The 23,484-nt window shown below is 67.2% G+C and carries 22 protein-coding genes, 2 tRNA genes and 1 pseudogene; 6 read left to right on the forward strand and 19 right to left on the reverse strand.

The window, feature by feature from the left end; translation table 11 throughout:
• Positions 1-19: 19 nt before the first annotated feature.
• The 7 genes from C563_RS0100180 to coaD form a co-directional block, all read right to left on the reverse strand.
• Positions 20-1,030 carry a hypothetical protein gene (locus tag C563_RS0100180; protein WP_018760016.1) on the reverse strand — a complete coding sequence of 337 codons (1,011 nt, stop codon included), beginning with the start codon at positions 1,028-1,030 and terminating at the stop codon, positions 20-22.
• Positions 1,027-2,310, reverse strand: coding sequence for an MFS transporter (locus C563_RS0100185; protein WP_018760017.1), 1,284 nt, complete (start codon positions 2,308-2,310; stop codon positions 1,027-1,029). Before C563_RS0100185 ends, C563_RS0100180 begins: the two co-directional genes overlap by 4 nt.
• 130 nt (positions 2,311-2,440) lie before the next feature.
• Positions 2,441-3,409, reverse strand: a complete 969-nt coding sequence (gene mutM, locus C563_RS0100190) for a bifunctional DNA-formamidopyrimidine glycosylase/DNA-(apurinic or apyrimidinic site) lyase (RefSeq protein ID WP_018760018.1) — start codon at positions 3,407-3,409, stop codon at positions 2,441-2,443.
• A 5-nt stretch (positions 3,410-3,414) separates the two neighbouring features.
• Positions 3,415-4,143 (reverse strand): ribonuclease III, encoded by a 729-nt coding sequence (gene rnc, locus C563_RS0100195; protein WP_018760019.1) that lies wholly within the window; start codon positions 4,141-4,143, stop codon positions 3,415-3,417.
• A 20-nt stretch (positions 4,144-4,163) separates the two neighbouring features.
• Positions 4,164-4,367, reverse strand: coding sequence for a 50S ribosomal protein L32 (gene rpmF, locus C563_RS0100200; protein ID WP_009356569.1), 204 nt, complete (start codon positions 4,365-4,367; stop codon positions 4,164-4,166).
• A gap of 36 nt (positions 4,368-4,403) precedes the next feature.
• On the reverse strand, positions 4,404-4,928 hold the full coding sequence (locus C563_RS21980; RefSeq protein ID WP_081624091.1) for a YceD family protein: 525 nt from the start codon (positions 4,926-4,928) through the stop codon (positions 4,404-4,406).
• A 122-nt stretch (positions 4,929-5,050) separates the two neighbouring features.
• Positions 5,051-5,551, reverse strand: a complete 501-nt coding sequence (gene coaD / locus C563_RS0100215; RefSeq protein ID WP_026264218.1) for a pantetheine-phosphate adenylyltransferase — start codon at positions 5,549-5,551, stop codon at positions 5,051-5,053.
• Between the two features lie 43 nt (positions 5,552-5,594).
• Here coaD and C563_RS0100220 point away from each other — a divergent pair, with 43 nt between their 5' ends.
• Positions 5,595-6,824: an aminotransferase class I/II-fold pyridoxal phosphate-dependent enzyme gene (locus C563_RS0100220; protein WP_026264219.1), complete on the forward strand. Its 1,230-nt coding sequence runs from the start codon at positions 5,595-5,597 to the stop codon at positions 6,822-6,824.
• A complete protein-coding gene (locus tag C563_RS0100225) occupies positions 6,824-7,612 on the forward strand; it encodes a spermidine synthase (protein WP_018760024.1) in 789 nt (262 codons plus the stop codon). The genes C563_RS0100220 and C563_RS0100225 overlap by 1 nt, the downstream gene beginning before the upstream one ends.
• A 9-nt stretch (positions 7,613-7,621) precedes the next feature.
• On the opposite strand, the gene rsmD is transcribed toward C563_RS0100225, so the two are convergent.
• From rsmD to thiL, 4 genes are read right to left on the reverse strand one after another with little or no spacing between them, the layout of a single operon-like run.
• Positions 7,622-8,236 (reverse strand): 16S rRNA (guanine(966)-N(2))-methyltransferase RsmD, encoded by a 615-nt coding sequence (gene rsmD / locus C563_RS0100230; RefSeq protein ID WP_018760025.1) that lies wholly within the window; start codon positions 8,234-8,236, stop codon positions 7,622-7,624.
• A 42-nt stretch (positions 8,237-8,278) separates the two neighbouring features.
• The gene (locus C563_RS0100235; protein WP_018760026.1) at positions 8,279-10,549 is read right to left on the reverse strand and encodes an ATP-dependent DNA helicase RecG; all 2,271 of its coding nucleotides are present in this window, start codon (positions 10,547-10,549) and stop codon (positions 8,279-8,281) included.
• The gene (locus C563_RS0100240) at positions 10,539-11,525 is read right to left on the reverse strand and encodes a DAK2 domain-containing protein (RefSeq protein ID WP_018760027.1); all 987 of its coding nucleotides are present in this window, start codon (positions 11,523-11,525) and stop codon (positions 10,539-10,541) included. Before C563_RS0100240 ends, C563_RS0100235 begins: the two co-directional genes overlap by 11 nt.
• A gap of 22 nt (positions 11,526-11,547) precedes the next feature.
• Complete coding sequence (gene thiL / locus C563_RS0100245) at positions 11,548-12,594, reverse strand: thiamine-phosphate kinase (RefSeq protein ID WP_018760028.1); 1,047 nt, start codon at positions 12,592-12,594, stop codon at positions 11,548-11,550.
• 69 nt (positions 12,595-12,663) lie between these two features.
• On the opposite strand from thiL, the gene C563_RS0100250 reads away from it, so the two are divergent.
• On the forward strand, positions 12,664-13,167 hold the full coding sequence (locus C563_RS0100250) for a DUF3515 domain-containing protein (RefSeq protein ID WP_018760029.1): 504 nt from the start codon (positions 12,664-12,666) through the stop codon (positions 13,165-13,167).
• A 49-nt stretch (positions 13,168-13,216) separates the two neighbouring features.
• Here C563_RS0100250 and C563_RS0100255 read toward each other — a convergent pair whose 3' ends face one another.
• The 6 genes from C563_RS0100255 to leuC form a co-directional block, all read right to left on the reverse strand.
• The gene (locus tag C563_RS0100255) at positions 13,217-14,365 is read right to left on the reverse strand and encodes a D-alanine--D-alanine ligase family protein (protein WP_026264220.1); all 1,149 of its coding nucleotides are present in this window, start codon (positions 14,363-14,365) and stop codon (positions 13,217-13,219) included.
• A gap of 2 nt (positions 14,366-14,367) precedes the next feature.
• The gene (locus C563_RS0100260) at positions 14,368-15,417 is read right to left on the reverse strand and encodes an NAD(P)H-dependent glycerol-3-phosphate dehydrogenase (RefSeq protein WP_018760031.1); all 1,050 of its coding nucleotides are present in this window, start codon (positions 15,415-15,417) and stop codon (positions 14,368-14,370) included.
• Positions 15,414-16,181 carry a lysophospholipid acyltransferase family protein gene (locus tag C563_RS0100265; protein ID WP_026264221.1) on the reverse strand — a complete coding sequence of 256 codons (768 nt, stop codon included), beginning with the start codon at positions 16,179-16,181 and terminating at the stop codon, positions 15,414-15,416. The genes C563_RS0100260 and C563_RS0100265 overlap by 4 nt, the downstream gene beginning before the upstream one ends.
• A 9-nt stretch (positions 16,182-16,190) precedes the next feature.
• Positions 16,191-17,516, reverse strand: a complete 1,326-nt coding sequence (gene murA, locus C563_RS0100270) for a UDP-N-acetylglucosamine 1-carboxyvinyltransferase (RefSeq protein WP_026264222.1) — start codon at positions 17,514-17,516, stop codon at positions 16,191-16,193.
• A gap of 147 nt (positions 17,517-17,663) precedes the next feature.
• On the reverse strand, positions 17,664-18,266 hold the full coding sequence (gene leuD, locus C563_RS0100275) for a 3-isopropylmalate dehydratase small subunit (RefSeq protein WP_018760034.1): 603 nt from the start codon (positions 18,264-18,266) through the stop codon (positions 17,664-17,666).
• 9 nt (positions 18,267-18,275) lie between these two features.
• A complete protein-coding gene (gene leuC / locus C563_RS0100280) occupies positions 18,276-19,748 on the reverse strand; it encodes a 3-isopropylmalate dehydratase large subunit (RefSeq protein WP_026264223.1) in 1,473 nt (490 codons plus the stop codon).
• Positions 19,749-19,861: 113 nt separating this feature from the next.
• Here leuC and C563_RS0100285 point away from each other — a divergent pair, with 113 nt between their 5' ends.
• Both C563_RS0100285 and C563_RS21790 read left to right on the forward strand, forming a co-directional pair.
• Positions 19,862-20,581, forward strand: coding sequence for an IclR family transcriptional regulator (locus C563_RS0100285; protein WP_009356552.1), 720 nt, complete (start codon positions 19,862-19,864; stop codon positions 20,579-20,581).
• Positions 20,582-20,636: 55 nt separating this feature from the next.
• Positions 20,637-21,186: pseudogene (locus C563_RS21790) on the forward strand (DUF1697 domain-containing protein).
• A gap of 141 nt (positions 21,187-21,327) precedes the next feature.
• On the opposite strand, the gene C563_RS0100295 reads toward C563_RS21790, so the two are convergent.
• Together C563_RS0100295 and C563_RS0100300 are read right to left on the reverse strand one after the other, a co-directional pair.
• Positions 21,328-21,403: transfer RNA gene (locus C563_RS0100295), tRNA-Glu, on the reverse strand.
• Between the two features lie 128 nt (positions 21,404-21,531).
• Positions 21,532-21,603, reverse strand: a tRNA-Gln gene (locus C563_RS0100300).
• A gap of 299 nt (positions 21,604-21,902) precedes the next feature.
• On the opposite strand from C563_RS0100300, the gene C563_RS0100305 reads away from it, so the two are divergent.
• Positions 21,903-23,462: a hypothetical protein gene (locus tag C563_RS0100305; protein WP_442852919.1), complete on the forward strand. Its 1,560-nt coding sequence runs from the start codon at positions 21,903-21,905 to the stop codon at positions 23,460-23,462.
• Positions 23,463-23,484 lie beyond the last annotated feature (22 nt).

The raw sequence follows: 23,484 nt of genomic DNA on the forward strand, positions 1-23,484 counted from the left end.
GGGCCGCGGAGCCGCCTTGTCAGCGGACGACGGCGGGCGACCAGGCATGCTCGATGAACAGCCGGGGTGCCGCGCCGGGTTCCAGGGACAGCGACCAGATATCGCTGTCCGGGCCCGCCCCTTCCCTGGGCATCCCGTACAGGATGGTGCCGTTGTCAAGCCACTCGATTTGGTCATCCAGGTCCCGTTGCTCACCCAGAACGGTGACGTTCCCGGTGGCCAGCTCGAGGACGGCGGGCTGCCGGGCTCCCGCCAGGGTTCCCGATGTGCTCTTCTTGAAGGCGATCCGTTGCCCGTCGGGAGAGACCGAAGGGCACTCGACGCCGGACGCGGCGATGGTGAGCGTCCGGGCGGCGATATCCCCGTGGACCAGCCAGATATTGCCCTGCGACGAGGCGGTGGCATAGAACTCATTCGGCTTGCCAGGGCTGAAGGTCACGCCCCAAATATTCCTGTCGGTGGCCTTGATCCCTGCGCCATGGTCCATCAGGGCGTAGTCCTCGAGGTTGGTATGGCTGCTTCCGTCCGCCGGGCCAATCAGTGTTTGCGTTGAAAAACTCGACGACGCATAGGAATGGCCGGAGACGAAGACGGTGGTGGCCACCAGGGAACCATCCGCGCTGACCCGTGTCCTGTTGGGGATCCCGCCGAGTGCCCACGTCCCCTGCTGCACCAGCGACCCGTCATAGGTTGAAGCCTCGAAGGAGGTGGGCATCCCGTTCCTGGTCTCCAGGCAGCTGACCAGGTTCCGGGCCGCGTAGACCCTGTCGCAGGCCTTGCCCAGGAGGGCCCGCCGGCCGTTTGGTTCAGACAGGGCCGCCGTGGCTGCCTCCCCGAACCCTTGGCCGGGGGCCGTGTTCCTGAACAGCACGAAGGGGCCGGACGGCAATGCACCGGCGGAGGCAACCTGCACGTCCGGGGCGGCCTGCCGGCTCGCGCTTGACTGCTGGTAGGCGGTGAACGCCTGGGCACCTGCGGCGCCAAGTGTGGCTATGACGACCGCAAGCAGTAAGAGCAGCCGCTTCCTCACGAGGCGGGCACCGCTGCGGTGCTGCCGCGGAACAGCAGCGCTGCTCCTGCGATGGCTGCCGCCAGCAACGCAGTCGCGATGGCAACGGCCATGCCCGGCCCGGCCGCGAACCAGAGGACGCCAAATCCGGATGCGGCCGCCATCCGGCTGACGGCCACCACCGTTTGCGCGGTGCCCAGGGCGGTGCCCAGCCTTTCGGGCGGTGCCAGCTGGCTGACAAGCGCCGCCAGGACACCGTCAGTTGCCGCGTAGAAGAGCCCCAGGAGCAGCAAACAACCGATGGTGGCGGGGATCCCTGCAGTTGGCAGCCCGGCCAGCAGGTAGCAGGCCAACAAGGCACCGTGGCCGGCCAGGAAGACCGGTACTCTCCCCCACCGGTCCGCGATCCTGCCGACCGGTACGGCGAACAGCAGGAAGGCGGCGTTGGTGCCCACGAACAGCAGCGGGAACCACTGGATGGCGAAGGACTCACGGTGCTGGAGGAGGAGGTAGATGAAGCCGTCGCCGATGGTGAGGACGCCCAACAAGCCGGCGGCGGCCATGGGGCGGGCCAGGCCCGGTTCCCGCAGGCGCGACCACCGCAACAGATTCCAGCTGACGACCGGCCTGGACCGGCCGGGGTGTTGCCGCCGCCGCTGGAGCCGGTCCGGCACCACCAGGAGAAGCACCGCGACGCCGATCACGGCGAAGGCGAGTGAGACGCCAAAGACGGTGCTGAAGCCATTGGGGATCAGCATCAGGACCAGGAACGCGATGAACGGGCCGGCGGCCGCCCCGATGTTGTCCAGCATCCGGTGGATGCCGAAGGAGCGCGCCAGATACTCCGGCTGGGCCTCCGCCGCGATCATGGCATCCCGTGGCGCCGTGCGGATTCCTTTGCCGATCCTGTCGCCGGTGACGATGCCGGCAAGGGCCCAGAAGCCCCCGGCCACGAGGAACCCCGCCCGCGCCAGCATGGACAGCCCGTAGCCGGCAGCTGCCACGTACTTGGGATGGCCGGTGCGGTCGGACACCCAGCCCGCGCCGATCCGCACGATGGCGCTGGCGCCCTGGTTTATTCCGTCGATGACACCGAATGCGATGGTGGACAGCCCCAGGTAGCCCGTGACGTAGAGCGGGAGGATGGCGGCGACGGACTCGGACGATATGTCCGTCATCATGCTGACCACGCCCAGCCAGATGATCACCGGCGACAACCGGAAAGCCGGGTGGACCGAGGCAAGACCGGCGCCGGCCTGGTCCTGTTGGCCGCCTTTGCGGTCCGAGATTGAGATGTACAAGGGCTGCCTGTCCTTCCCGGGGCGGGAAGCGGTGCGCATGCAGCGGGCCCCACCCGAAGTTCGTGCAGACAGTCTTGCAGCCGGCCCGCAGCCGCGGGTACCGAAGAATCCGCAGACCTGTTGTGGAAACCTACCAGCGGCCGTTCCGCGGCCGGGGCTGGCAGACCGGGCACGTGTGGGACGAGCGGTTCATGAACTGCTCGCGGCGGATGATCGACTGGATTCCCGCTGCGGCACAGCGTTTGCAGGGCTCGCCCTGGCGTCCGTACGCGTTGAGGGACCTGTCGAAGTAGCCGGAGGCTCCGTTGACGTTGACGTACAGGGAGTCGAAGCTGGTGCCCCCGGCCGCCAGGGCGTCCAGCATCACCTCCCGGGCGCTGTCGAGGACCCGCTGGGCCTCGGCGCGGCGGAGCGTGTCGGTGGCCCGCGCATAATGAAGTTTTGCGCGCCACAGGGCTTCGTCGGCGTAGATGTTGCCGATCCCGGACACCAGCCCCTGATCCAGGAGTGCCCGTTTGAGCCCGGTTTTGCGTTTCCGGAGGCGTTGGTAGAAGAGGTCGAAGGAGAATGCGGGGTCCAGCGGGTCCCGGGCAATATGGGCTGCCTCCGCTGCGATCAACGGAAGCGGCGATTCGGCGAGACCGCCGGGGCCGCCGTCCTCCGTAGGCACCAGGGCAGTAACGAAAAGGCCGCCGAAAATCCGTTGGTCAACGAACCGCAGCTGGTCCGGCATGCCCTCACGTGGACTGAGCCCCAACCGTACTTTGAGGTGTTTTTCGTCGGGAACGCCGACGCCCTGCATCAACAGCTGGCCGCTCATCCCCAAGTGGGCCATCAGTGCCACCGCCGGTGCCTGGTGCTGTTCGGCGTGTCCCGCCCCGGCCATGCCGTTGTCCGTCAGCGGCAGCCACAGGAATTTGCCGCGTCGGACGACGTCGGACACTGTGGCGCCCTCAAGGTTGCCGATGAAGTCGCTGGCCCCAAGGGCGTGGCGGCGGATGGAGCGCGGGTCCAGGACGTCGACGGTTTGGATGGTCCTGCCGCGGACCCAGCGAACCAGGCCGCGGCGCACCACCTCAACCTCGGGCAGTTCCGGCACGGAGGCTACTTAGCAGCTGCGGAGCCGGCGGACGTACCAGCGGCATCGTGGGCTTCAGCCCCGGAAAGCACCCGCCAGGCGTCGGCCGCCGCTTCCTGCTCGGCTTCCTTTTTGGAGTGCCCGGAGCCCTTGCCGTAGGCGTTGCCGCCGATGCTCAGGACGGCAGTGAACGTGCGGGCGTGGTCCGGACCCGAGCCGTCCACGGCGTAGTGGATGCTTCCGAGCTGCCGGCTGGCAGCCAGTTCCTGGATGCTGGTTTTCCAGTCGGTTCCGGCGCCCAGGACGGCGGCATCCTTCAGCATCGGGCCGATCAGCCGCATAACCAGCTGGCGGGCGGTCTCGATATCGTTGGAGACGTAGGTGGCGCCGATCAGGGCCTCCATGGTGTCCGCGAGGATAGAGGCCTTGTTCTTCCCGTGGGTGAGCTTTTCGCCCTGCCCCAGGTAGATGTATTCGCCAATGCCCAGGCTGCGTCCAATGCCGGCCAGGGCACGGGTGCTGACGACGGCGGACCGGCGCTTGGCGAGCTCGCCTTCGGGCAGGTCCGGGTTGTCCCGGTACAGGGCATCGGTCACGGAGAAGCCCAGGATGGAGTCCCCCAGGAACTCGAGCCGCTCGTTGGTGGGTATGCCGCCATTCTCGTAGGCATACGAACGGTGGGTGAGCGCAAGACGAAGCGTCCCGGCGTCAATAGAGACACCGAGACGCTTCAGAAGCTCTTCAGTTGACGACATCAGTCAGCCTGTTGGGCCGATTAGACGTCAGCGACCTTGCGGCCCTTGTACTCAAGGAACAGCGCGGTGCCAGCAGAGTCGGTAACGACCTTTGCCTGGTGCGGCAGGCTGTAGGTGACCTGGCCGTTCTCAACGGTCTTCACCAGGTGGGGGGCGGTCGCCTTCCACTGCGAGCGGCGGGCGCGGGTATTCGAGCGAGACATTTTCCGCTTGGGAACAGCCACGGCTAACTCATTTCTCTCTAGACAAACACGTACAAATCAATTTTGCCGGTCAGGCTTAGCCATATCAGCTAGGGCAGCCCAGCGAGGATCCAGGACCTCGTGGTGGTGCCCCGGCTCGTCTTCCAGGCGAACTCCGCATTCGGAGCAAAGGCCCTGGCAGTCTTCCCGGCACACCGGCTGGAACGGCAGGTTGGTGACAACCGCGTCCCGCAACACCGGTTCAAGATCGATTACATCGTGCTCGACTCGACGTTGCTCTTCATCTTCTTCTCCGTCCGAAAGCTCAGCGCCTTCATAGAAGAAAAGTTCTTGCACATTGACCTCAAGGTCATACGCAAGGGGATCCAGGCATCGGCCGCATTCGCCGGTTACTTCGACGGCTGCGGTTCCTGATACCAGAATTCCTTCGTGTACGGCCTCAAGCCTCAGGTCGAGCTCGACATCCGAGCCTTCCTGAACACCAATGAGCGCCACACCAAGATCACCCGGTGCGGGTACATGTTCCTTCAGTGTCCGCATGCTTCCCGGGCTGCGCCCGAGGTCCTTGACGTCGAACGCCAGGGGCGAACCAGCATCTCTTTTAATGAGAACTCCTGTTGAACATATGACCGACGTACCATCTTAGCCTGAAGAGCCATGGTGACTCAAACCGGCATGCGGCGGCGCCGAAGTACCCATCCATCCTACCGTCTTGGCTGCTGATCCGGGCCAGGCTCGCCGGTCACCAGGCGGCGGTGCACCGAGCGGGGCACGTAATCGGAGACGCTCCCGCCCAGTGCCGCCACCTCCTTGATCAGGGTGGACGACAAGTGGACGTAGCTGGCTTCCGCCGGGAGGAACACCGTTTCCACCCCGCTCAGCTGCCGGTTCATCGTCGCCATGGGCAGCTCGTAGTCAAAATCCGACGACGAGCGCAGCCCTTTGACGATGGCGGACACCCCACGGTGGCGGCAGTATTCCGCCAGGAGTCCCGCGCCGACAGGCTCCACCACGATCCCCTTGAGCGAAGCCAACGTCTCGCGCGCCATGTCCAGCCGCTCTTCCAAGGTGAACATGTACTTCTTGGCGTAGTTGGTGGAGATGGCCACGATGACCTCATCAAAAAGGCCGGCCGCCCTGGCAATGACTTCGAGATGGCCGTTGTGGATGGGGTCGAAGGATCCGGGGCACACAGCGCGTCTCATGCTCCGAACCTACCCCATGGAAAGGCCGGGATACCATGACTGGATGCATCCTCCACGGGAACATTCCACGCCCCTGGCACCTGCTCCCTGGCAGCGGACCGCGCTCGGCGCCAACCTGCTGGCGCCCGACGGCGGACTGGGGGTCACCATCTTCGAAGAGATGACCACCCTTGCCGTCCGGACCGGTGCCATCAACCTGGGCCAGGGCTTCCCGGACGAGGACGGGCCGCTGGAGATCAGGGAGGCGGCGCGTGCGGCCATCGCCGCCGGAGCCAACCAGTACGCACCCGGCAGAGGCATCCCCGAACTCCGCGAGGCGGTGGCCGCGCACCAGGAACGCTTCTACGGGTTGACGCCCGATCCCGCCACGGAGGTCATCATCACCACCGGGGCCACCGAAGGCATCGCTGCCTCGCTGCTGGCGTTCGCCGGGCCCGGCGATGAAGTCCTGACGTTCGAACCCTTCTATGACTCCTACGGTGCGGTCATCGGCCTCACGGGCGCCACCCATGTGACCGTGCCGCTGGCCGCGCCGGACTTCATGCCCGACCTCTCCGCCCTGGAATCGGCATTCAGCGACCGCACCCGGGTGGTCCTGCTGAACAACCCGCACAATCCCACCGGCGCCGTTTTTCCGGAAGCCGTGCTGCAGCGCGTCGTGGACCTTGCAGCCAAGCACGGAAGCATCATCGTCACCGACGAGGTGTACGAGCACCTGACGTTCGGCGTCCCCCATATCCCGGTGGCAACGCTGCCCGGAGCCGCCGGGATCACCATCACCATCTCCTCCGCGGGGAAGACGTTCTCACTGACGGGATGGAAGGTGGGCTGGCTCACCGGGCCGGAGGACCTGGTGGCCACGGTGCGTACCGTGAAGCAATTCCTCACCTACAGTTCCGGGACCCCGTTCCAGGCGGCAATCGCCACGGGCCTGGGCCAGCCGGACGCTTTCTTCCACGGCATTGCGGCCACCCTGGAGAAAAAACGGGACATCCTCAGCGCGGGACTCAGGGACGCCGGGTTCGATGTCTTCACGCCCCGCGGCACCTACTTCGTCAACGTGGACACCGCACCGCTCGGCATCACCGATGCCCTGGACCTCGCCCGGCGCCTGCCGGCGTTGGTGGGAGTTGCCGCCATCCCGGTCCCCGTGTTCTGCCACCCCGAGGGTGCGGAACGGACAAGAAGCCTGCTGCGCTTCGCCTTCTGCAAGAAGACCGATGTCCTGGAGCAGGCCGCCTCGCGGCTGGCAAAGCTCCGCGGCAGGCTCTGATGTCCGGCGGCGTCGCGGGACCTGCGAGCCGGTTCCTGCGGACCACCGGACAGCACGCCACCATCGAACCGGACACGTTCACGGACGGCGGCTATGTGCTCAGCATCGGCGGAGCGGAACAGTCCCATGTCAACCTCAGCCGGCCCGACGAGATTTTCTACGAATACCTGCGCAGGATCGGCCACCTGGTGGATCTCGCCGCACCGTCAGGGGAACCGGTGAAAGCCCTGCACCTGGGCGCCGGTGCGCTGACCCTTGCGCGCTACATCCAGGCCACCCGGCCCGGCTCACCGCAGTACGCGGTGGAGCTGGAACGCGAACTGCTGGACTTTGTCTTGCGGCACCTGCCCCTGCCCGAAGGCACGGACCTGACCACGATGATCGGCGATGCCCGGGAGGCACTAGGCACGCTGGCCCCGGGACTGGCATTCGACGTCGTCATCCTGGACATCTTTTCCGGGCCGGAGGCGCCTGCCCACATCGCGTCCAGTGGTTTCTACCGGGAGGCGCGGGGACGGCTGAGCCCGGACGGGGTGCTGATCGTCAATGTGGGCGACGAGCCCGCCCTCACGCTGGTCAGGAGCCAGGTGGCGGCCATGCGCGAGGCCATGGCCGATGTTGCCGCGTTCGGGGAAGCCGGAATGTTCGAGGCACGGTACCCGGGAAACGTCATTCTGGCAGGAACGCAGGGCCCCTGGCCGGGGTCGTGGACAACAGAGCTGGCGGCCCGTGGCCCCCACCCTGCCCGGGTCCTGTCCGGCGTGGACCTGGACCCCTTCTCGGCCTAAGGCCAGGCCCTACCCCTCGGTCCCGTCCGGCAGGTCGTCGGCGGAGATGGCATCGGGCACCGACGGCTCGGCGAACCACAACCGGGTCTCGCCGTACTTCTTGTCCGCAAACCGTGCCATCCCATCGGGCCACTCGGGCTCCGGAGAACGCGAGGACCGCTCCACCACCACCACAGCCCCTGCCGCCAGGTGGCCGGCGAGCTTTTGGAGTACCGCGGCCAGCGCCGCTTCCTCCAGGGGATAGGGCGGGTCCAGGAACACGAGGTCCCAGGCAGCGTTGCCGGGCGCGCGGTCAAGGAAGGGCTCCACCCTGGCCCGGTGCACGCTGACGGTCTTGCGGCCAAGCACGCCGTCGATGAGGTCCGCATTGCGCTGGCACACCGCGCTGGCCTTGGCGTCGGACTCCACCAAATCCACGGACTGCGCTCCCCTGCTGGCACTTTCCACCCCCAGGGATCCGGAGCCCGCGTACAGGTCCAGAACCCTGGCTCCCGAGATCACGCCAAAAGCGTCGAGCCGGGAGAACAGCGCTTCCTTGACGCGGTCGGTGGTGGGCCGGGTCAAGGAACCCGGGACCGCGTTCAGCGGGGTACCGCCCGCGGCGCCGGAGATTATCCGTGTCATCGCGGCCGCCGCCGTCCGTCCGCGCCCTGGGGCCCTGCCGTGCTAACCGCGTTCAAGGAACGCCTCCTTCTCGGGGTTGAGGTACTTCTCGATGGCGTCGGCGAGTTCGGGGTGGCCCGCCAGCAACGGGTCCCCGCCGACGATGTGCTGGGCGTCTTCCCTTGCCCGGGCGATGACGTCTTCGTGTTCGAGGACGCGCAGGAGTTTAAGGGTGGAACGTCCGCCGGACTGGGAAGCGCCCAGGATATCGCCTTCGCGGCGCAGCTTGAGGTCTTCCTGCGAGAGGACGAACCCGTCCGTGGTGGCCACCACGGCTTCCAGCCGCCGCCGGCTGGGATGCCCCGGCTCCAGGGCGGTGACCAGCAGGCAGGTGCCGGGCAGTCCGCCACGGCCGACGCGCCCGCGGAGCTGGTGCAGCTGCGAGATCCCAAACCTGTCGGCGTCCAGGATGACCATCAGGGTGGCGTTGTGCACATCCACGCCCACTTCGATCACGGTGGTGGAGACGAGCAGCTTGATGCGGTTGGCGGTGAAGCCGGCCATCGTCTCCGTCTTCAGCTCCGGCTCCTGGCGTCCGTGCAGCGGGGCAAGCGGCACCCCTGCAAGGGACGGCTCGGCCAGCAAATGCTCCACGACAGCGGTGACGGACGCAAGCTCCCGCCCTTCCTCTCCCTCCGCCCCCGGAGGTGCGGCTTCGCCGGGGCTGAAGTCGCCGTCGTCGTCCGTCCCGATCTTGGGACAGACCACGTACACCTGGCGCCCGGCATCGATCTCCTCGCGGGCGCGCGCCCAGATCCGCGCGGCCCAGGCGGGATTCTCCGCGAGGCCCACGAGGTGGGTGGTGATCGGGGCCCGGCCTTTGGGCAGTTCGCTGAGGGTTGACGTCTCCAGGTCCCCGAAAACCGTCATGGCAACGGTCCGCGGGATGGGGGTGGCTGTCATGACCAGCAGGTGCGGGGGCTTGCGCGCCTTGGCCCGCAGGGCGTCGCGCTGCTCCACGCCGAAACGGTGCTGCTCGTCCACCACGATGAGTCCGAGGTCGTAGAAGGAGACGTTGTCACCCAGGAGCGCGTGGGTGCCGATGATGATCCCGGCCGTCCCGGAGGCGGCATCCAGCATGGCTTGCCTGCGCGCCGCGGTGGGCATGGAGCCGGTCAGCAGCGTGACCTGCACGGAAACGCCGCTTCCGCCGGCCAGACCGCCCAGCAGGCCGTCGCCGGACAGCGCGCCAAGGCTGCGCCGGATGGAGTCAAAATGCTGGGCCGCGAGCACTTCGGTAGGGGCCAGGAGCGCGGCCTGCCCGCCGGCGTCGATGACCTGCAGCATGGCACGCAGCGCCACGACGGTCTTGCCCGAGCCGACCTCGCCCTGCAGCAGCCGGTTCATGGGGGTGTCGCGCGCCAGTTCCGCGGCGAGGGTTTGGCCGACGGCGGATTGGCCGGCTGTGAGCGTGAACGGCAGGTTGGCGTCGAAGGCGGCCAGGAGGCCGTCGCCCACCGGGCGGCGGGCCGTGGCTTCCTCGGCAGCGAGCTGGGCGCGGCGCCGCGCCAGCGCTGACTGCAGCACCAAGGCCTCGTGGTAGCGGAGGCGGTCCCGGGCCCTGCGCCAGTCGTCGGCGGACTCGGGTACGTGGATCAACCGGTAGGCGCGGGACACCGGCAGAAACCCTTCACGGGCGGAAACCTCGGTTGGCACCGGGTCCGGCAGGGCGTCGAGGTCGAGTGTCTCCAGGAGCGTGGCGATGGTCTTCTGGATCTTCCAGCTGGGAAGCTTGGCGGTTGCCGGGTACACCGGGATGGGCATGGCGGCGAGTTTCTCCGGGTCCTGGCCACTGTCGGTGAACGGATCGTCGTCCACCAGCTGGAAATCGGGGTTTGTCAGGCCCAGTTGTCCCTTGAAACTGGTGACCTTCCCGGAAAACAGGGCCCGCCGCCCCTGCAGGAGTTCTGTTTTGGCTTTGTACCCGTTAAAGAAGCTGATTTTGAGGGTTCCGGGCACCTTTCCGCGGAAGTCCCGGCCGCCCACCAGCCGGAGCCCCTGCTGACCGTCGTCGTCGGAGACGATGACGTCGGTGATGGTTCCCCGGCGGGCCTGCATGGTGCGCGTGCTGCTGGACAGCACCCGGGCGATCAGGGTGACGTCCTCGTCCAGCGGCAGCTCACTGATGGGGGTCAGCTCACCGCGGCTCATGTAACGGCGCGGGAAGTAATTCAGGAGTCCGTCCACGGTGGTGATCCCGAGGTGTTTCTCAATGACCGCTGCCGAGCGCTTGCCGATGCGCCGCTCCAGGGCCAAGTCGAGCTCAGCGTTCATGCCCGCCGGTGTTCACTGCGTCCATGTCCGGGTCCCGGGGCAGCGCAAGTTCGCTGACGCTGATCTGGGACGGCTCGCCCAGGGACCTGATGACGGCGACGGCCTGGTCCGGGTGCGGCACGTGCACATGCACCCGCCACCGGTACTTCCCGTCCGGGTCAACTCCGCCGCCCACCTGGCTCATGATGACGGACTCGCCGATTTCGTCCAGGCGCTGCCGGAGGGTGGCGGCGTCCAGCGGCGACAGGCTGATGGTGCACATGACTTCCACGCCGTCGGCGTCGGGCATGGCGGTGTGGATGTGGGGATCGGAGACGTCGTAGCCGTGCAGGCCGTCGAGGAGTTCGTTCTGCAGTTCCTCGCCCAGGACCGCCGAGCGCAGGCAGTCCAGGATGAGCAGCATTCCCACCCCGCCGGCATCGACGACGTGGGCGGACTGCAGGGCATCGAGCTGCTCTTCGGTGTGGATCACCGCTGCCAGGGCCCCCTCCACCGCGGCGTCCAGGGCAAGGCCCAGCGCGTGGTTGCTGTCGTCCCCGTCCTGGGCCGCGTCCACGGCGGCCGCGGCGCGGGCGGCTGCTTCCATGACGGAAAGCATGGTTCCGGGGACGGGATCGCTGAGGGCGGACCAGGCGCGGATCTGGGCGCGGTTCAGTGCGGCCGACAGGAGCGTGGACGTCACCCTGGTGTGGCCGGCCAGGGGCTCGGCCGCTGCGCACAGGAACACGGAGAAGAGGGTGCCGGAGTTTCCCCGGGCTTCCTCCATGGCCGCCTGCCCTGCCGTGGCGAGGACTTCACCGACGTCCACCGGGGCGGGCTGGTCGTCGGCGAGCACCAGCGAGCGGGCTGCGGCGCGAACGGTGAGGTAGAGGTTGGTACCGGTATCGCCGTCGGCCACCGGGAAGATGTTGATGGCGTTGAGCCGGTCGCTGTGGTTGCCCAGGGCCGTTTCCGCCTTGCCCAGCCACCTCTTCATCGCCAGCGCGTTGGCGGCAACCTTAGTGTGCAAAGTGATCCCATCCCCCGGTGTCCGCGGCCCGGCCCGCTATCAGGACGCCCGGGCCTTCGTCGGTTCCGAGTGCATGTACCGAGCCTATCGCAGTGAATCCGGGTGGCAGCTGAATACCGGCCGGGAAAGTGGCCAGCAGGCCGTGGTCCTCGCCGCCGGCCAGCACCCAGGGTGCCGGGTCCGCGTCCAGGAGGGTCGCGGCCGGGCGCAGCAGTTCGGCAAGGTGCGCCAGCCGGGCGGGATCGAGGTCAACGGCGACGTTGCTGGCGGCCGCCAGCCGGTGCCCGTCCCGCAGGAGTCCGTCCGAGATATCAAGCATGGCAGTCGCCCCCGCCGCCCGTGCAGCCGGTCCTGCCCACAGGGGCGGCCGGGGCCGGCACTGCAGCTCGGGGTAGATCCGTTCGGCGGGGCCGAGGGTGTCCGCGGCGATGCCGGATTCCAGCAGGGCCAGGCCGGCAGCGGCGTGCCCGACGGTTCCCGCCAAGGCCAGGATGTCTCCCGGCCGGGCCCCGGAACGCAGGACAGCCCGGCCGCCGTCGAGCGATCCCAGGACGGCGACCGTCACGGAAATTTCGCGGCCTCGGCCCAGGTCCCCGCCGGCAACGGAACACCCGGTGGCTCCGAGGGCCTGGATTCCGGCTCTCAGGCCGTCCGCCAGGTCTTCCACCCAGCTGACCGGCGTGTCCACCGGCAGGGTGAGGCTGACCACCATCGAGGTGGCGGTGGCACCCATCGCGTTGATGTCGCTGAGGTTCTGTGCGGCGGCTTTCCACCCGACGTCGAATCCTGTGGTGCGGTAGCCGTTGGGCCAGAGGAGTCGGAAATCCTGGTCCTGGACTTGGGTGTCGATGCTGACCACGGCCCTGCCGTCCGGGGCAGCGACGATGGCGGCATCGTCTCCGGGGCCCAGCAGCGTGCTTGCCGTGTGGGAGCCCGCCATCCGCAGGCGCGGAAAGATCCGGGCCAGCAGGTCTGATTCGGAAAGGCCCGCGACGGTGGGCTGGCGGTCAACGCGGTTTCGGAGGTCTTCAGGCACGCCACTACGCTACCGCGACCGGCCGACATCGTGTCCTGGCGGGGGCGCCGGCGGCGATAGGCTGGAACCATGCACCATCCCCAGCTGCCCCTGACCGCCCGCGCCACCAGGATGGCAGTTTTTGGGGCAGTCGTTGCCCTGTCCATGACTGCGTGCTCCCCCGCCGTCGACGTTACCGCCGCCAAGGACGCGGCAAACCCTGCCTGCGCGCCGATGATGGTGGCCCTGCCGGATGCGATCGGCGATTCCCGGCTGCGAAAGACCAACAGCCAGGCAACTGCCGCGTGGGGTGATCCGTCGCTGGTCATCCTCCGCTGCGGCGTCAACGTACCGGGTCCGACGACGGACCGCTGTGTGACCGTCAACGGCGTCGACTGGGTCATCAAGGAAGGCGACCCGGTGTGGACGCTGACCACTTACGGCCGGGAACCGGCCACCGAGATCCTGATGGACCCGGACAAGATCAGCTCCGCAACCGTCCTTGCGGACCTGGCAGGCGCCGCGGCGAAGGTCCCGTCGGTGCGGAACTGCGTGGGCCAGGAAGACCTGCAGAACCTCCCGCAGAGCAAGTAGGTTCTGCGGGCCCACCCACCGGGATGGGCCCGCAGTCCAGCCCGAGGCCTCAGCGGAGGCCGGTCTTCCGGTGCAGCGCCAGGTGGATGAGCTCATCGATCAGGTCTGCGTAGCCAAGTCCCGAGGCCGCCCACATTTGCGGGTACATGCTCTTGGGCGTGAACCCGGGCATGGTGTTGATCTCATTGATGATCAGCTCGCCGTCGGGGGTGTAGAAGAAGTCGATCCGGCTCAAGCCCTCAGCGCCCACGGCATCGAAGGCCAGCGCAGCGAGCTCACGTACCCTTGAGATGGCTTCCGCCGGAATGTCCGCCGGGCAACTCAGCGCGGCAGCATCGTCCTCGACGTACTTGGCGTTGAAATCATAGAACTCGTGGGTGCCGCCGGCGACTGATATCTCCCCCGGCATGGAGGTCCGGGGAGCGTCCGTTCCCCTGCCTTCCAAGACCGCGCACTCAATTTCGCGTCCCACGATTCCGGCCTCGATGACCAGTTTGAGGTCGTGCCGGCGTGCTTCCTCAATCGCGGCGTCGAGCTCGTCGAGGGAGTCCACTTTGGAAATGCCCATGGATGATCCAGCGCGTGCGGGCTTGACGAAGACGGGGAAGCCCAGCCGGTCCACCTGTTTGCGGACGGATTCGGGGTCATTGCGCCATTGCCTGTCGGTGACCGCCAGGTAGGGGCCAACGCGGAGCCCGGCGGCTTCGAAGACCACTTTCATGTAGTGCTTGTCCATGCCGACGGCGGAAGCCAGGACGCCGGCGCCGACGTAGCGGGTGTCCGACAGTTCCAGGAGCCCCTGGATGGTGCCGTCTTCGCCGAAGGGTCCGTGCAGGAGCGGGAAGACGACGTCCACGGCACCCAGTTCCTGGGGTACTTCGTTGGGGGAAGCGACAATCAACTGGTGTTCGCCGCCGATCTCGGCCAGGGTCACGGTCTCGGCAGACGGCGAAACTTCCGGCAACGATGAGGCCGCCAGGGACCATTGCGCGGTATCGGCCGGTGCCAGGACCCATTGCCCGGTCTTGGCGATCCCGATCGGGATGACCTCGTACTTGTCCCTGTCGATGGCGCCGAGCACGCCGGCTGCCGTCACGCAACTTACGGCGTGCTCGCTGGAACGGCCGCCGAACAGCACGGCTACCCGCGGTTTCCTGCTGCTCGCCGTTTCCCCTGTGGTGGGTGTGTCTTGGGACATGGTCAGTGATCGCCTTCAGGTTTCAATTCCCGGGACAGCAGGACGGGCCCCAGTTGGTCAACGGACAGCTTGCCTGCCAGCACCGCGACGACGGCGGCGGTGATAGGCATTTCGACGCCGAGCTTACCGGCAAGTTCGTGCACGGCCTGGCCGGACTTGATGCCTTCGGCGGTCTGGGTCATTTTGCGGCCCACCTCCTCCAGGGTCAGCCCCTGGCCGAGGAGCCGGCCGGCGGTGTGGTTGCGGGACAACGCGGATGAGCAGGTCGCCACCAGGTCCCCGAGCCCGGCAAGGCCGGCCATGGTCTTGGCTTCGCCGCCGAGGGCCAGCGCAAGGCGGGAGGTCTCCGCCAGGCCGCGGGTAATGACCGAGGCTTTGGTGTTGTCTCCCATTTCCTTGCCTTCGCAGATGCCCACGGCCAGCGCGATCACGTTCTTGACGATGCCGCCGATTTCGACCCCGACGACGTCCGACGTGGTGTAGGGACGGAAGTACGGTGCCGTGCAGGTCCGTGCGAGCCATCCGGCGGTCGCGGAATCCGTGCAGGCCACTACCGACGCCGTCGGCTCTTCGCGCGCGATTTCCATGGCCAGGTTGGGTCCGGAGACCACGGCGATGCGTTCGGGCGGCAGGCCCAGTTCCTGGCTGATGACCTCGCTCATGCGGGCATCCGTGCCAAGTTCGAGGCCCTTCATGAGGGATACGACGACGGCTCCGGGCTCGATCATGTCCTTCCACTCCCGCAGCTGCGGGCGGAGGGATTGGGCAGGGACGGCCACCACCACAAGATCGGCCCCGGCCAGCACCTCCCGGACGTCGGTGGAAGCGGTGATGCTGGCGGGCAGGACGATGTCCTTGAGGTAGTCGCTGTTGCGGTGGTCCCGGTTGATCTGGTCCACCACCTCGGCGCGCCTGCCCCACACCTTGATCCCGCGCGGGCTGCCGGCGGCCCCGGCTGCGTCTGCGAGGATCTTGGCGAAGGTGGTCCCCCACGAACCGGCGCCCAGGACAGCCACGGTCCGGGCCGATCCCGGCTTTCGGTCAACGGTCACTGTGCTTCCGTTTCCGGGCCGGGCTGTCCGCGGTCGATGAACCGGCCGTGCTTGGCTTGTTGCTGCTTGGCCGGATCCCAGCGTTCGGCCGGCGGCTGTTCGCCGCGGAGGCCCGCCAGCAGGCCGGTGATCGCGGCCATGATGACCTCGGTGGCTTCGGTCAGCGTCGCTTTGTCCAACGGGCGGCCGCTGAAGGCGCTGAGGTCCACCGGGTCCCCCACCACTACCCGGGAGAGCTTCCGCGGGAACACGTGGAACCGCTTGCCGTAGCGGGGGAACACCTCATGGGCGCCCCAGTGGGCGATCGGCACGACGGGAATTCCGCCTTCAAGGGCGAGCCTGGCCGCACCCGTATGGCCTTTCATGGGCCAGAGTGCGGGGTCGCGGGTCAATGTGCCCTCCGGATAGATGATGATTGCTCCGCCCTCGGCCACGATCTCCTGGGCCACCTGCAGCGACCGGTTCGCGCCCGTCGTCGAACGCTCAACGGGGACCTGCTTGGTGGCGTTCAGGAGCCAGCCCAGGCCGGGGACTTTGAACAGGCCGGCCTTGGCCAGGAAGTGCGGGGCACGCCCTTGGTTGTAAAGCATGTGGCCCACAACCAGGGGATCGATCTCGGTGCAGTGGTTGGGCGCGGCAATGAAGCCGCCGGCAGGCAGTTTCTCGGTGCCTTCCCATTTCTTGGCCATCATGAGGTTCAGCAGCGGGCGGGCGATCCCGGCGATGAACACAAACGTGGCCCTGCTTTTGGCAGTTTCCTTCACGGTCCGCCGCTACTTCGTGGTGGCGATGTCGAAGTCGGCACCGAGGCCGGCGAGCTTTTCGGTGAAGCGCTCGTAGCCGCGGTTGATGATGTCGATGCCCGTGACCCGGGAAGTTCCGGTGGCGGCCAGGGCGGCGATGAGATGGCTGAACCCGCCGCGCAGGTCCGGCACGTCGATATCCGTTCCCTTGAGCTGGGTGGGACCGGAGATAACGGCCGAGTGCAGGAAGTTGCGCTGGCCGAACCGGCACGGGACGCTGCCGAGGCACTCCCGGTGGACCTGGATGCTGGCGCCCATGCGGATGAGGGCGTCGGTGAAGCCGAAGCGGTTCTCGTATACCGTTTCGTGGACGATTGATACGCCCTCGGCCTGGGTCAGCGCGACCACCAGCGGCTGCTGCCAGTCCGTCATGAACCCGGGGTGCACGTCTGTTTCAAGGACCAGCGGGTTGAGCTTGCCGCCCTTGTGGTAGAACCGGATGCCGTCCTCGCCGATGTCCATTCCGCCGCCCACTTTGCGGTAGGTGTTCAGGAAGGTCATCATGTCGCGCTGGGATGCGCCTTCAACGAAGATGTCGCCGCGGGTAACCAGGGCGGCCGAGGCCCAGGACGCGGACTCGTTGCGGTCCGAGAGCGCCCGGTGGTTGTAGCCGCCCAGATCGCGGACGCCCTCAATGCGGATGGTCCGGTCCGTCTGGACGCTGATGATGGCGCCCATCTTCTGCAGCACGGCGATCAGGTCGATGACCTCGGGCTCGGTGGCGGCACCGGAGAGTTCCGTGATGCCTTCCGCGCGGGTGGCGCTGAGGAGGACCTGCTCGGTGGCTCCGACGGACGGGTACGGCAGCGAGATCTTGGCTCCGTGCAGTCCCTTGGGTGCCGAGATGTGGATCCCGCCGGGGCGCTTTTCCACGACGGCGCCAAACTGGCGCAGGACGTCCAGGTGGTAGTCGATGGGGCGGTCGCCGATCTTGCAGCCGCCGAGGTCGGGGATGAACGCTTCCCCAATGGCGTGGATCAGGGGGCCGCACAGCAGGATGGGGATCCGGGAATCGCCGGCGTGCGCATCGATGGCGGTGCTTGAGGCCGTCTTCGCCGACGTCGGATCGAGGGTAAGGTCTCCGCTGACCGGGTCCTTCTCCACGGTCACGCCATGCAGCTTCAGCAGGGACGTGACGACCTCGACGTCCTTGATCTCCGGCACGTTGCGCAACACCGAGGGTTCGTTGCCCAGCAGTGCTGCCACCATGGCCTTCGGTACAAGATTCTTTGCCCCGCGGACGCTGACGCGGCCTGTAAGCGGGACTCCGCCGCGGATTGTCAGAACACTACTCATATACCGGTTTCCTCACGATCACTAGCCCACAAATCCTTGCAAAGGCTCCAACCAAGCATAGGAGGTCGTGTTACCGAACCGAAATAAGCGGGCACCGGCGGCAGTCCGTGGCGGGGTATTTCCTGCCGCCGGGCCCGTTCCTGCGTGCTAGGACAGCCGGGCGGGAAGCGTCTTCGGCTTGAAGCTGGGCCGGGTGGCCTCGTAGGCCGTGATGTCGGCTTCATGCTGGAGGGTCAGCCCGATGTCGTCCAGGCCTTCCAGCAGCCGCCAACGGGTGTAGTCGTCGATCTCGAAAGGCGCCACGATGGGGCCGCACACGACGGTCTTTGACTCAAGGTCCACCGTGACTTCGGTTCCGGGCGCGTTTTCCAGCTCTTTCCAGATCAGTTCAATGTCATCCTGGGCCACCTGGGCGGCCAGTAGGCCCTGCTTGCCGGAATTGCCGCGGAAGATGTCGGCGAAGCGGGAAGACAGGACGGCCTTGAAACCGTAGTCCTTCAGCGCCCAGACGGCGTGTTCGCGGGAGGAACCGGTGCCAAAGTCCGGGCCTGCCACGAGCACCGAACCGGTAGTGTAGGGCTCCTGGTTCAGGATGAACGAGGGGTCTTTCCGCCAGGCGGAGAACAGGGCGTCCTCGAACCCGGTCCGGGTGATGCGCTTGAGGTACACCGCCGGGATGATCTGGTCGGTGTCGACGTTGCTCTGGCGCAGCGGGACGCCAACGCCGGTGTGCTTGGTGAACTTTTCCATGGTGCTGTCCTAGGCTGCGTGGCTTGCGGATGGGGTTTCGACAGGCTGAACCGCCGGCTCGGGAGCCGGGTCAAGGTCCGACGGCGAGCTGAGCGTGCCCCGGACGGCAGTGGCTGCTGCCACCACCGGGGAAACCAGATGGGTGCGGCCGCCCTTGCCCTGCCGGCCCTCGAAGTTGCGGTTGGAGGTTGAGGCGCAACGCTCCCCCACTTCCAGCTGGTCCGGGTTCATGCCCAGGCACATGGAGCAGCCGGCAAAGCGCCACTCGGCACCAAAGTCCTTGAAGACCTTGTCCAGCCCCTCGGCTTCCGCTTCGAGCCGGACGCGGGCGGAGCCCGGGACCACCAGCATCCGGATGTTGGGGTCCTTTTGCCGGCCGCGGATGATGTCGGCAGCGGCGCGCAGGTCCTCCATCCGGGAGTTGGTGCAGGAGCCCAGGAAGACGGTGTCCACGCGGATGTCCTTCATGGGCGTGCCGGCTTCGAGTCCCATGTACTGCAGGGCGCGCTCGGCAGCGGCCTTGGCGTTTTCGTCGCCGAAGTCCTCCGGTGACGGGACGGACCCGGACAGGGACACACCCTGGCCCGGGTTGGTGCCCCAGGTGACGAACGGCTCAAGCGTGTTGGCGTCCAGGTCCACCTGCACGTCGAAGGTGGCGTCGTCGTCGGTACGCAGCGTGTTCCAGTACTCGACGGCGGCGTCCCAGTCCGCGCCTTCAGGCGCGTGGGGGCGGCCCTTCATGTACTCGTAGGTGGTCTCGTCCGGGGCCACCATACCGGCCCGGGCGCCGGCCTCGATGGACATGTTGCAGATGGTCATCCGGGCTTCCATGGAGAGCGCGCGGATGGCGGAGCCGCGGTATTCCAGGACGTAGCCCTGGCCGCCGCCGGTGCCGATCTGGGCGATCACGGCGAGGATGATGTCCTTGGCCGTGACGCCCGGGCGCAACGTGCCCTCGACGTTGATGGCCATGGTCTTGAAGGGCTTAAGGGACAGGGTCTGGGTGGCCATGACGTGCTCCACCTCGGAGGTGCCGATACCCATGGCCAGCGCGCCGAAGGCGCCGTGGGTGGAGGTGTGCGAGTCGCCGCAGACCACCGTCATGCCGGGTTGGGTCAGGCCGAGCTGCGGGCCGACCACGTGGACGATGCCCTGTTCGGCGTCGCCGAGGCTGTGCAGGCGGACGCCGAACTCGGCGCAGTTGTTGCGCAGGGTCTGGATCTGGGTCCGGCTGGTGAGGTCGGCAATCGGCTTGTCGATGTCCAGCGTGGGGGTGTTGTGGTCCTCGGTGGCAATGGTCAGGTCCGGCCGGCGCAGCGGGCGGCCGGCGAGCCGCAGCCCTTCGAAGGCCTGCGGGGAGGTAACTTCGTGGACCAGGTGGAGATCGATAAAGAGGAGGTCGGGCTGGGCGTTGGCTCCTTCGCCGTCGCCTTTGCGCACCACGTGCGCGTCCCAGACTTTCTCGGCCAATGTCTTTGCCATGGCCATCTCCCTTCACTGCTGTTTGGCTGTTGAGTCCAACTGAATCAGGACGGCTCCGCACTGCGCCAGCCGAAAGATTTGCATCTCAGATATTGAGACGGCAATATCATTACATGGACAATTCTAGTGGAGTCGGCGTCATTGATAAAGCAGCCCAGGTGCTCGATGCACTCGAGGCCGGCCCCACCACGCTGGCACAGCTTGTGGCCGCCACCGGGCTGGCCCGGCCTACGGTTCACCGGCTCGCGCTGGCACTCGTCCACCACCGGCTGGTGAGCCGCGATATCCAGGGCCGGTTCGTCCTTGGCAGCCGGCTGGTGGAACTGGCCTCGGCCGCGGGCGAGGACCGCCTGATCGCCTCCGCCGGTCCCGTCCTCATGCAGCTGCGGGACGCCACGGGCGAAAGCGCCCAGATCTTCCGCCGGCAGGGCGACTGGCGCGTGTGCGTTGCCTCCGCCGAGCGCCCCATCGGCCTGCGCGACACCATCCCGGTGGGCACGCAGCTGTCCATGAAGGCCGGCTCCGCCGCCCAGGTGCTTCTCGCCTGGGAGGACCACGACCGGCTGCTCGAGGGCCTGCAGTCAGCTCGCTTCACGCCCACCGTCCTGGCAGGCGTACGACGACGCGGCTGGGGACAGAGCCTCGGCGAACGTGAGCCCGGTGTCGCCTCCGTCTCCGCGCCGGTGCGGGGACCGTCCGGCCGGGTGATCGCCGCCGTCTCAATTTCCGGCCCGATCGAGCGGCTGACCCGCCAGCCGGGGCGCCTGCACGCAGAGGTGGTCTGCAACGCCGGCCGCATCCTCACCGAAGCCCTGCGCAAGAACAACGACTAAGGGGATCCGCCGCGTTGTCCGCTCCTGCGGACGGCGCCGCCACTAGGCTGTGGCCATGGGCAGCTACGCAGTCTTCCTCCGTGGAATCAATGTTGGCGGAATCAACATCAAAATGGCGGACCTCCGGGACGCACTGAAAGCTTCGGGCTTCGCCGATGCCAGGACTCTGCTGGCCAGCGGGAACGTGGTGCTGACCAGCAGCCTGGATGCAACCGGCGTCAAACGCGAAGCCGAAGAATGCCTCCGGGCAGCGTTCGGCTATGAAGCCTGGGTGGTCGTCGTGGACGGCGGACGAGTGGCCGAACTGGTGGATGCCTGCCCTTATCCGGAGGATGACAAATCCACCCACACCTACATCACCTTCTCGTCGGATACCGCCGTCCTGGACGAACTGGAAGCGGCCGGCGCAGCCATAGAGGGCCAGGACCAGAAGCGCCTTGGACCTGAAGCGCTGGCGTGGCTGGCCCCGGTGGGGGGCACCCTGGACAGCCCCCTTCAGCAAGGTCAGCTCGAAGTCCAGGTTCAAGGCCGCTACCACCACCCGCAACCTGCGCACCCTGGTCAAGGTCCGGGATGCAGCGGCCGCATTGGAGGCGGACTCCTAAGCGGCTCCGCGGAAGACTCCCCGCACGGAGGACCACTCCCCGCCGGGCGGCGCGGGGTTCAGTCCATTGAGCGGGGATTGTCCGCCAGCGAATTTCGGGCAAATAAAAAATGGTCCCGGGCTGATGCCCGGGACCATTCCATGGTGACCCCAGCGGGATTCGAACCCGCGTTACCGCCGTGAGAGGGCGGCGTACTAGGCCGCTATACGATGGGGCCGCGTACTTTCCGGCAGCGTTTCCGCTGCTCGGCTCAGTGAGTATTTCACACACTTTGCCGTGGTTTCAAATCGGCGAACCGAGTGGAAACCTTCTGTTTTGCCTGCCCGAATGGGCTTCAAACCAGAGCTGGGATACCAGGACTCGAACCTAGAATGACGGTACCAGAAACCGTAGTGTTGCCAATTACACCATATCCCAATGGCACTTTCGGGCCGGATTCCAGGGCGTTTTCCCTGCTCCGTGCGCCTCAGCACGAGAAATTACTTTACCCGAGACTTGGGGCTCGCACAAATCCGGCGCGGCCTGCGCCTCCGGGCTTCGCGAAAGCGAACCGTCCAAACCCTTGCCCGGCATCCAACGTTATGGTTACCCTCGAGTAAGTTACCGATCAGTAACAAGCCCCCTGCCCTGTTTCCACGGGCACCCACGAGGTCAAGGGACCGCCCTGCCAACCACGGTTTCGCCACCGGACACCGCTGTCCGGCGGAAGTTAGGAAGTGTCAGCGTTGACAACCCGTACAGCAGCCATTGCAGCCGCAACCCGCAAACCCCGGCCACAATTCATCGCCATCATGGCCCTCTCCCTCCTGCTCGTCCTCTTCCTCGCCTTCTATACCTACCTCACGGGCCAGATCGCCAACGGCTCTGCCCAGCTGATGGACGGGGCGGAACAAGCCGCAGCAGGCGCCGCCCAGCTCAAGGACGGCTCGGGCCGGCTGGCAGCGGGCGCAGGCGCAGCGAACAAGGGCGCAGCGCAAGTGCAGGACGGATCGCTCAAGGTCAAGGACGGGACCACCCGACTCAACAACGGAGCCCTCGCCCTGCAATCGGGTGCGGGCAAGATCTACTCAGGTGTCAGGGACCAGCTCGCCCCCGGCGTGGACAAGCTTCATGCCGGCACCACCAAGCTGCAGAATGACGTCCTGAACAAACTCGTCCCCGGCGTCTACCAGGTGGATGACGGAGCCCGGAAGCTCCAGGCCGGCGCCGTCGCGCTGTCCGCCGCGCTCACCCCCACCGCGGGCGGCAACGCCCCCAACAACCTTGCCGACGGCGCCGGACAGCTGGCGGCGGGTACGGGCCGGCTCGCGGCCGGCGCAGGTCAGCTCGACGCCGGCGCCACCAGCCTGAGCGCAGGGACAGCGGCGTTGAAGAACGGAACAGCGCAGCTGACGGGCTACCCCGGCGCGGGGAACGATCCAACCAAGGGAGACGGGCTGGCCGCGCTCAGCCAGGGGCTGGACCAGCTGGAAGCAGCGGCGAACGGGCCCCAGGGCCTGGTTCCCCTGGCCGTCATCAAGGACCAGATCGCCAAGTTGGCCGACGGCGGCCGGCGCGCCTACGCGGGAGCGGGGCAGCTCGATGCGGGAGCAGCAAAGCTGAACGACGGAGCCGGGCAGCTCAAAGCCGGAACCGGCAGTCTGACCGCGGGAGCCGCCCAGCTGGATGACGGGGCGGGCCGGCTGAAGGCGGGCTTCGCCACCCTGGCGGAGAAGCTCAACGCCACCGACCCCCAAAACCCCGGCGTGGTGCTGGGTACCTCGATGCTGGCGGATGGCACGGCGAAGATCCGGACCGGCATGGATGGCGTCCCCGGCGATCCGGACAGCCCCGGCCTGATCTACGCCGCCAACAACCTCCAGGACGGCACCACCAAGCTCAGTGCCGGCGTCAACGGCGGCGGCGATCCTGCCAACCCGGGACTCCTGGCCGGGACCGAGGCGTTGTCGGAGGGCACCACCGCGCTGAGCCAAGGCACGGGACAATTGCAGTCGGGATCCGCCCAGCTGGCGGATGGAACCGGGAAACTCGCCGACGGCAACGGCAAGCTTGATGACGGTTCGGGCCAGTTGGCGGACGGTGCCGGCACGCTTGCCGAGGGCAATGCCAGGATCGCGGCCGGAACGCAGGAACTGCACACGAAGGTGGCCGCCGTGTCGCCGTCGTCCTGGCTGGACAGCCCCGTCACGGCATTGCTGCTGATCGCCCTGCTGGTGGGAGCCGCCGTTGGCGGATATCTCCTCCTTCGCCGCGCCGCCCGGATTAGGGCCGCCTGATGGACGACCGCCCGGACAGGAC

It is taken from the genome of Arthrobacter sp. 135MFCol5.1 (genome assembly GCF_000374865.1).
GTDB lineage: Bacteria > Actinomycetota > Actinomycetes > Actinomycetales > Micrococcaceae > Arthrobacter.

What these genes read in the sequence shown, in the direction of transcription:
- C563_RS0100220 (WP_026264219.1), top strand. Translation starts at nt 5,595, where the DNA reads ATGCATCCTCCACGGGAACATTCCACGCCCCTGGCACCTGCTCCCTGG.
- C563_RS0100225 (WP_018760024.1), top strand. Translation starts at nt 6,824, where the DNA reads ATGTCCGGCGGCGTCGCGGGACCTGCGAGCCGGTTCCTGCGGACCACC.
- C563_RS0100240 (WP_018760027.1), bottom strand. Translation starts at nt 11,525, where the DNA reads ATGAAGAGGTGGCTGGGCAAGGCGGAAACGGCCCTGGGCAACCACAGC.
- C563_RS0100285 (WP_009356552.1), top strand. Translation starts at nt 19,862, where the DNA reads ATGGACAATTCTAGTGGAGTCGGCGTCATTGATAAAGCAGCCCAGGTG.
- murA (WP_026264222.1), bottom strand. Translation starts at nt 17,516, where the DNA reads ATGAGTAGTGTTCTGACAATCCGCGGCGGAGTCCCGCTTACAGGCCGC.
- C563_RS0100235 (WP_018760026.1), bottom strand. Translation starts at nt 10,549, where the DNA reads ATGAACGCTGAGCTCGACTTGGCCCTGGAGCGGCGCATCGGCAAGCGC.
- leuD (WP_018760034.1), bottom strand. Translation starts at nt 18,266, where the DNA reads ATGGAAAAGTTCACCAAGCACACCGGCGTTGGCGTCCCGCTGCGCCAG.
- rsmD (WP_018760025.1), bottom strand. Translation starts at nt 8,236, where the DNA reads ATGACACGGATAATCTCCGGCGCCGCGGGCGGTACCCCGCTGAACGCG.
- coaD (WP_026264218.1), bottom strand. Translation starts at nt 5,551, where the DNA reads ATGAGACGCGCTGTGTGCCCCGGATCCTTCGACCCCATCCACAACGGC.
- rnc (WP_018760019.1), bottom strand. Translation starts at nt 4,143, where the DNA reads ATGTCGTCAACTGAAGAGCTTCTGAAGCGTCTCGGTGTCTCTATTGAC.
- leuC (WP_026264223.1), bottom strand. Translation starts at nt 19,748, where the DNA reads ATGGCAAAGACATTGGCCGAGAAAGTCTGGGACGCGCACGTGGTGCGC.
- C563_RS0100255 (WP_026264220.1), bottom strand. Translation starts at nt 14,365, where the DNA reads ATGTCCCAAGACACACCCACCACAGGGGAAACGGCGAGCAGCAGGAAA.
- C563_RS0100250 (WP_018760029.1), top strand. Translation starts at nt 12,664, where the DNA reads ATGCACCATCCCCAGCTGCCCCTGACCGCCCGCGCCACCAGGATGGCA.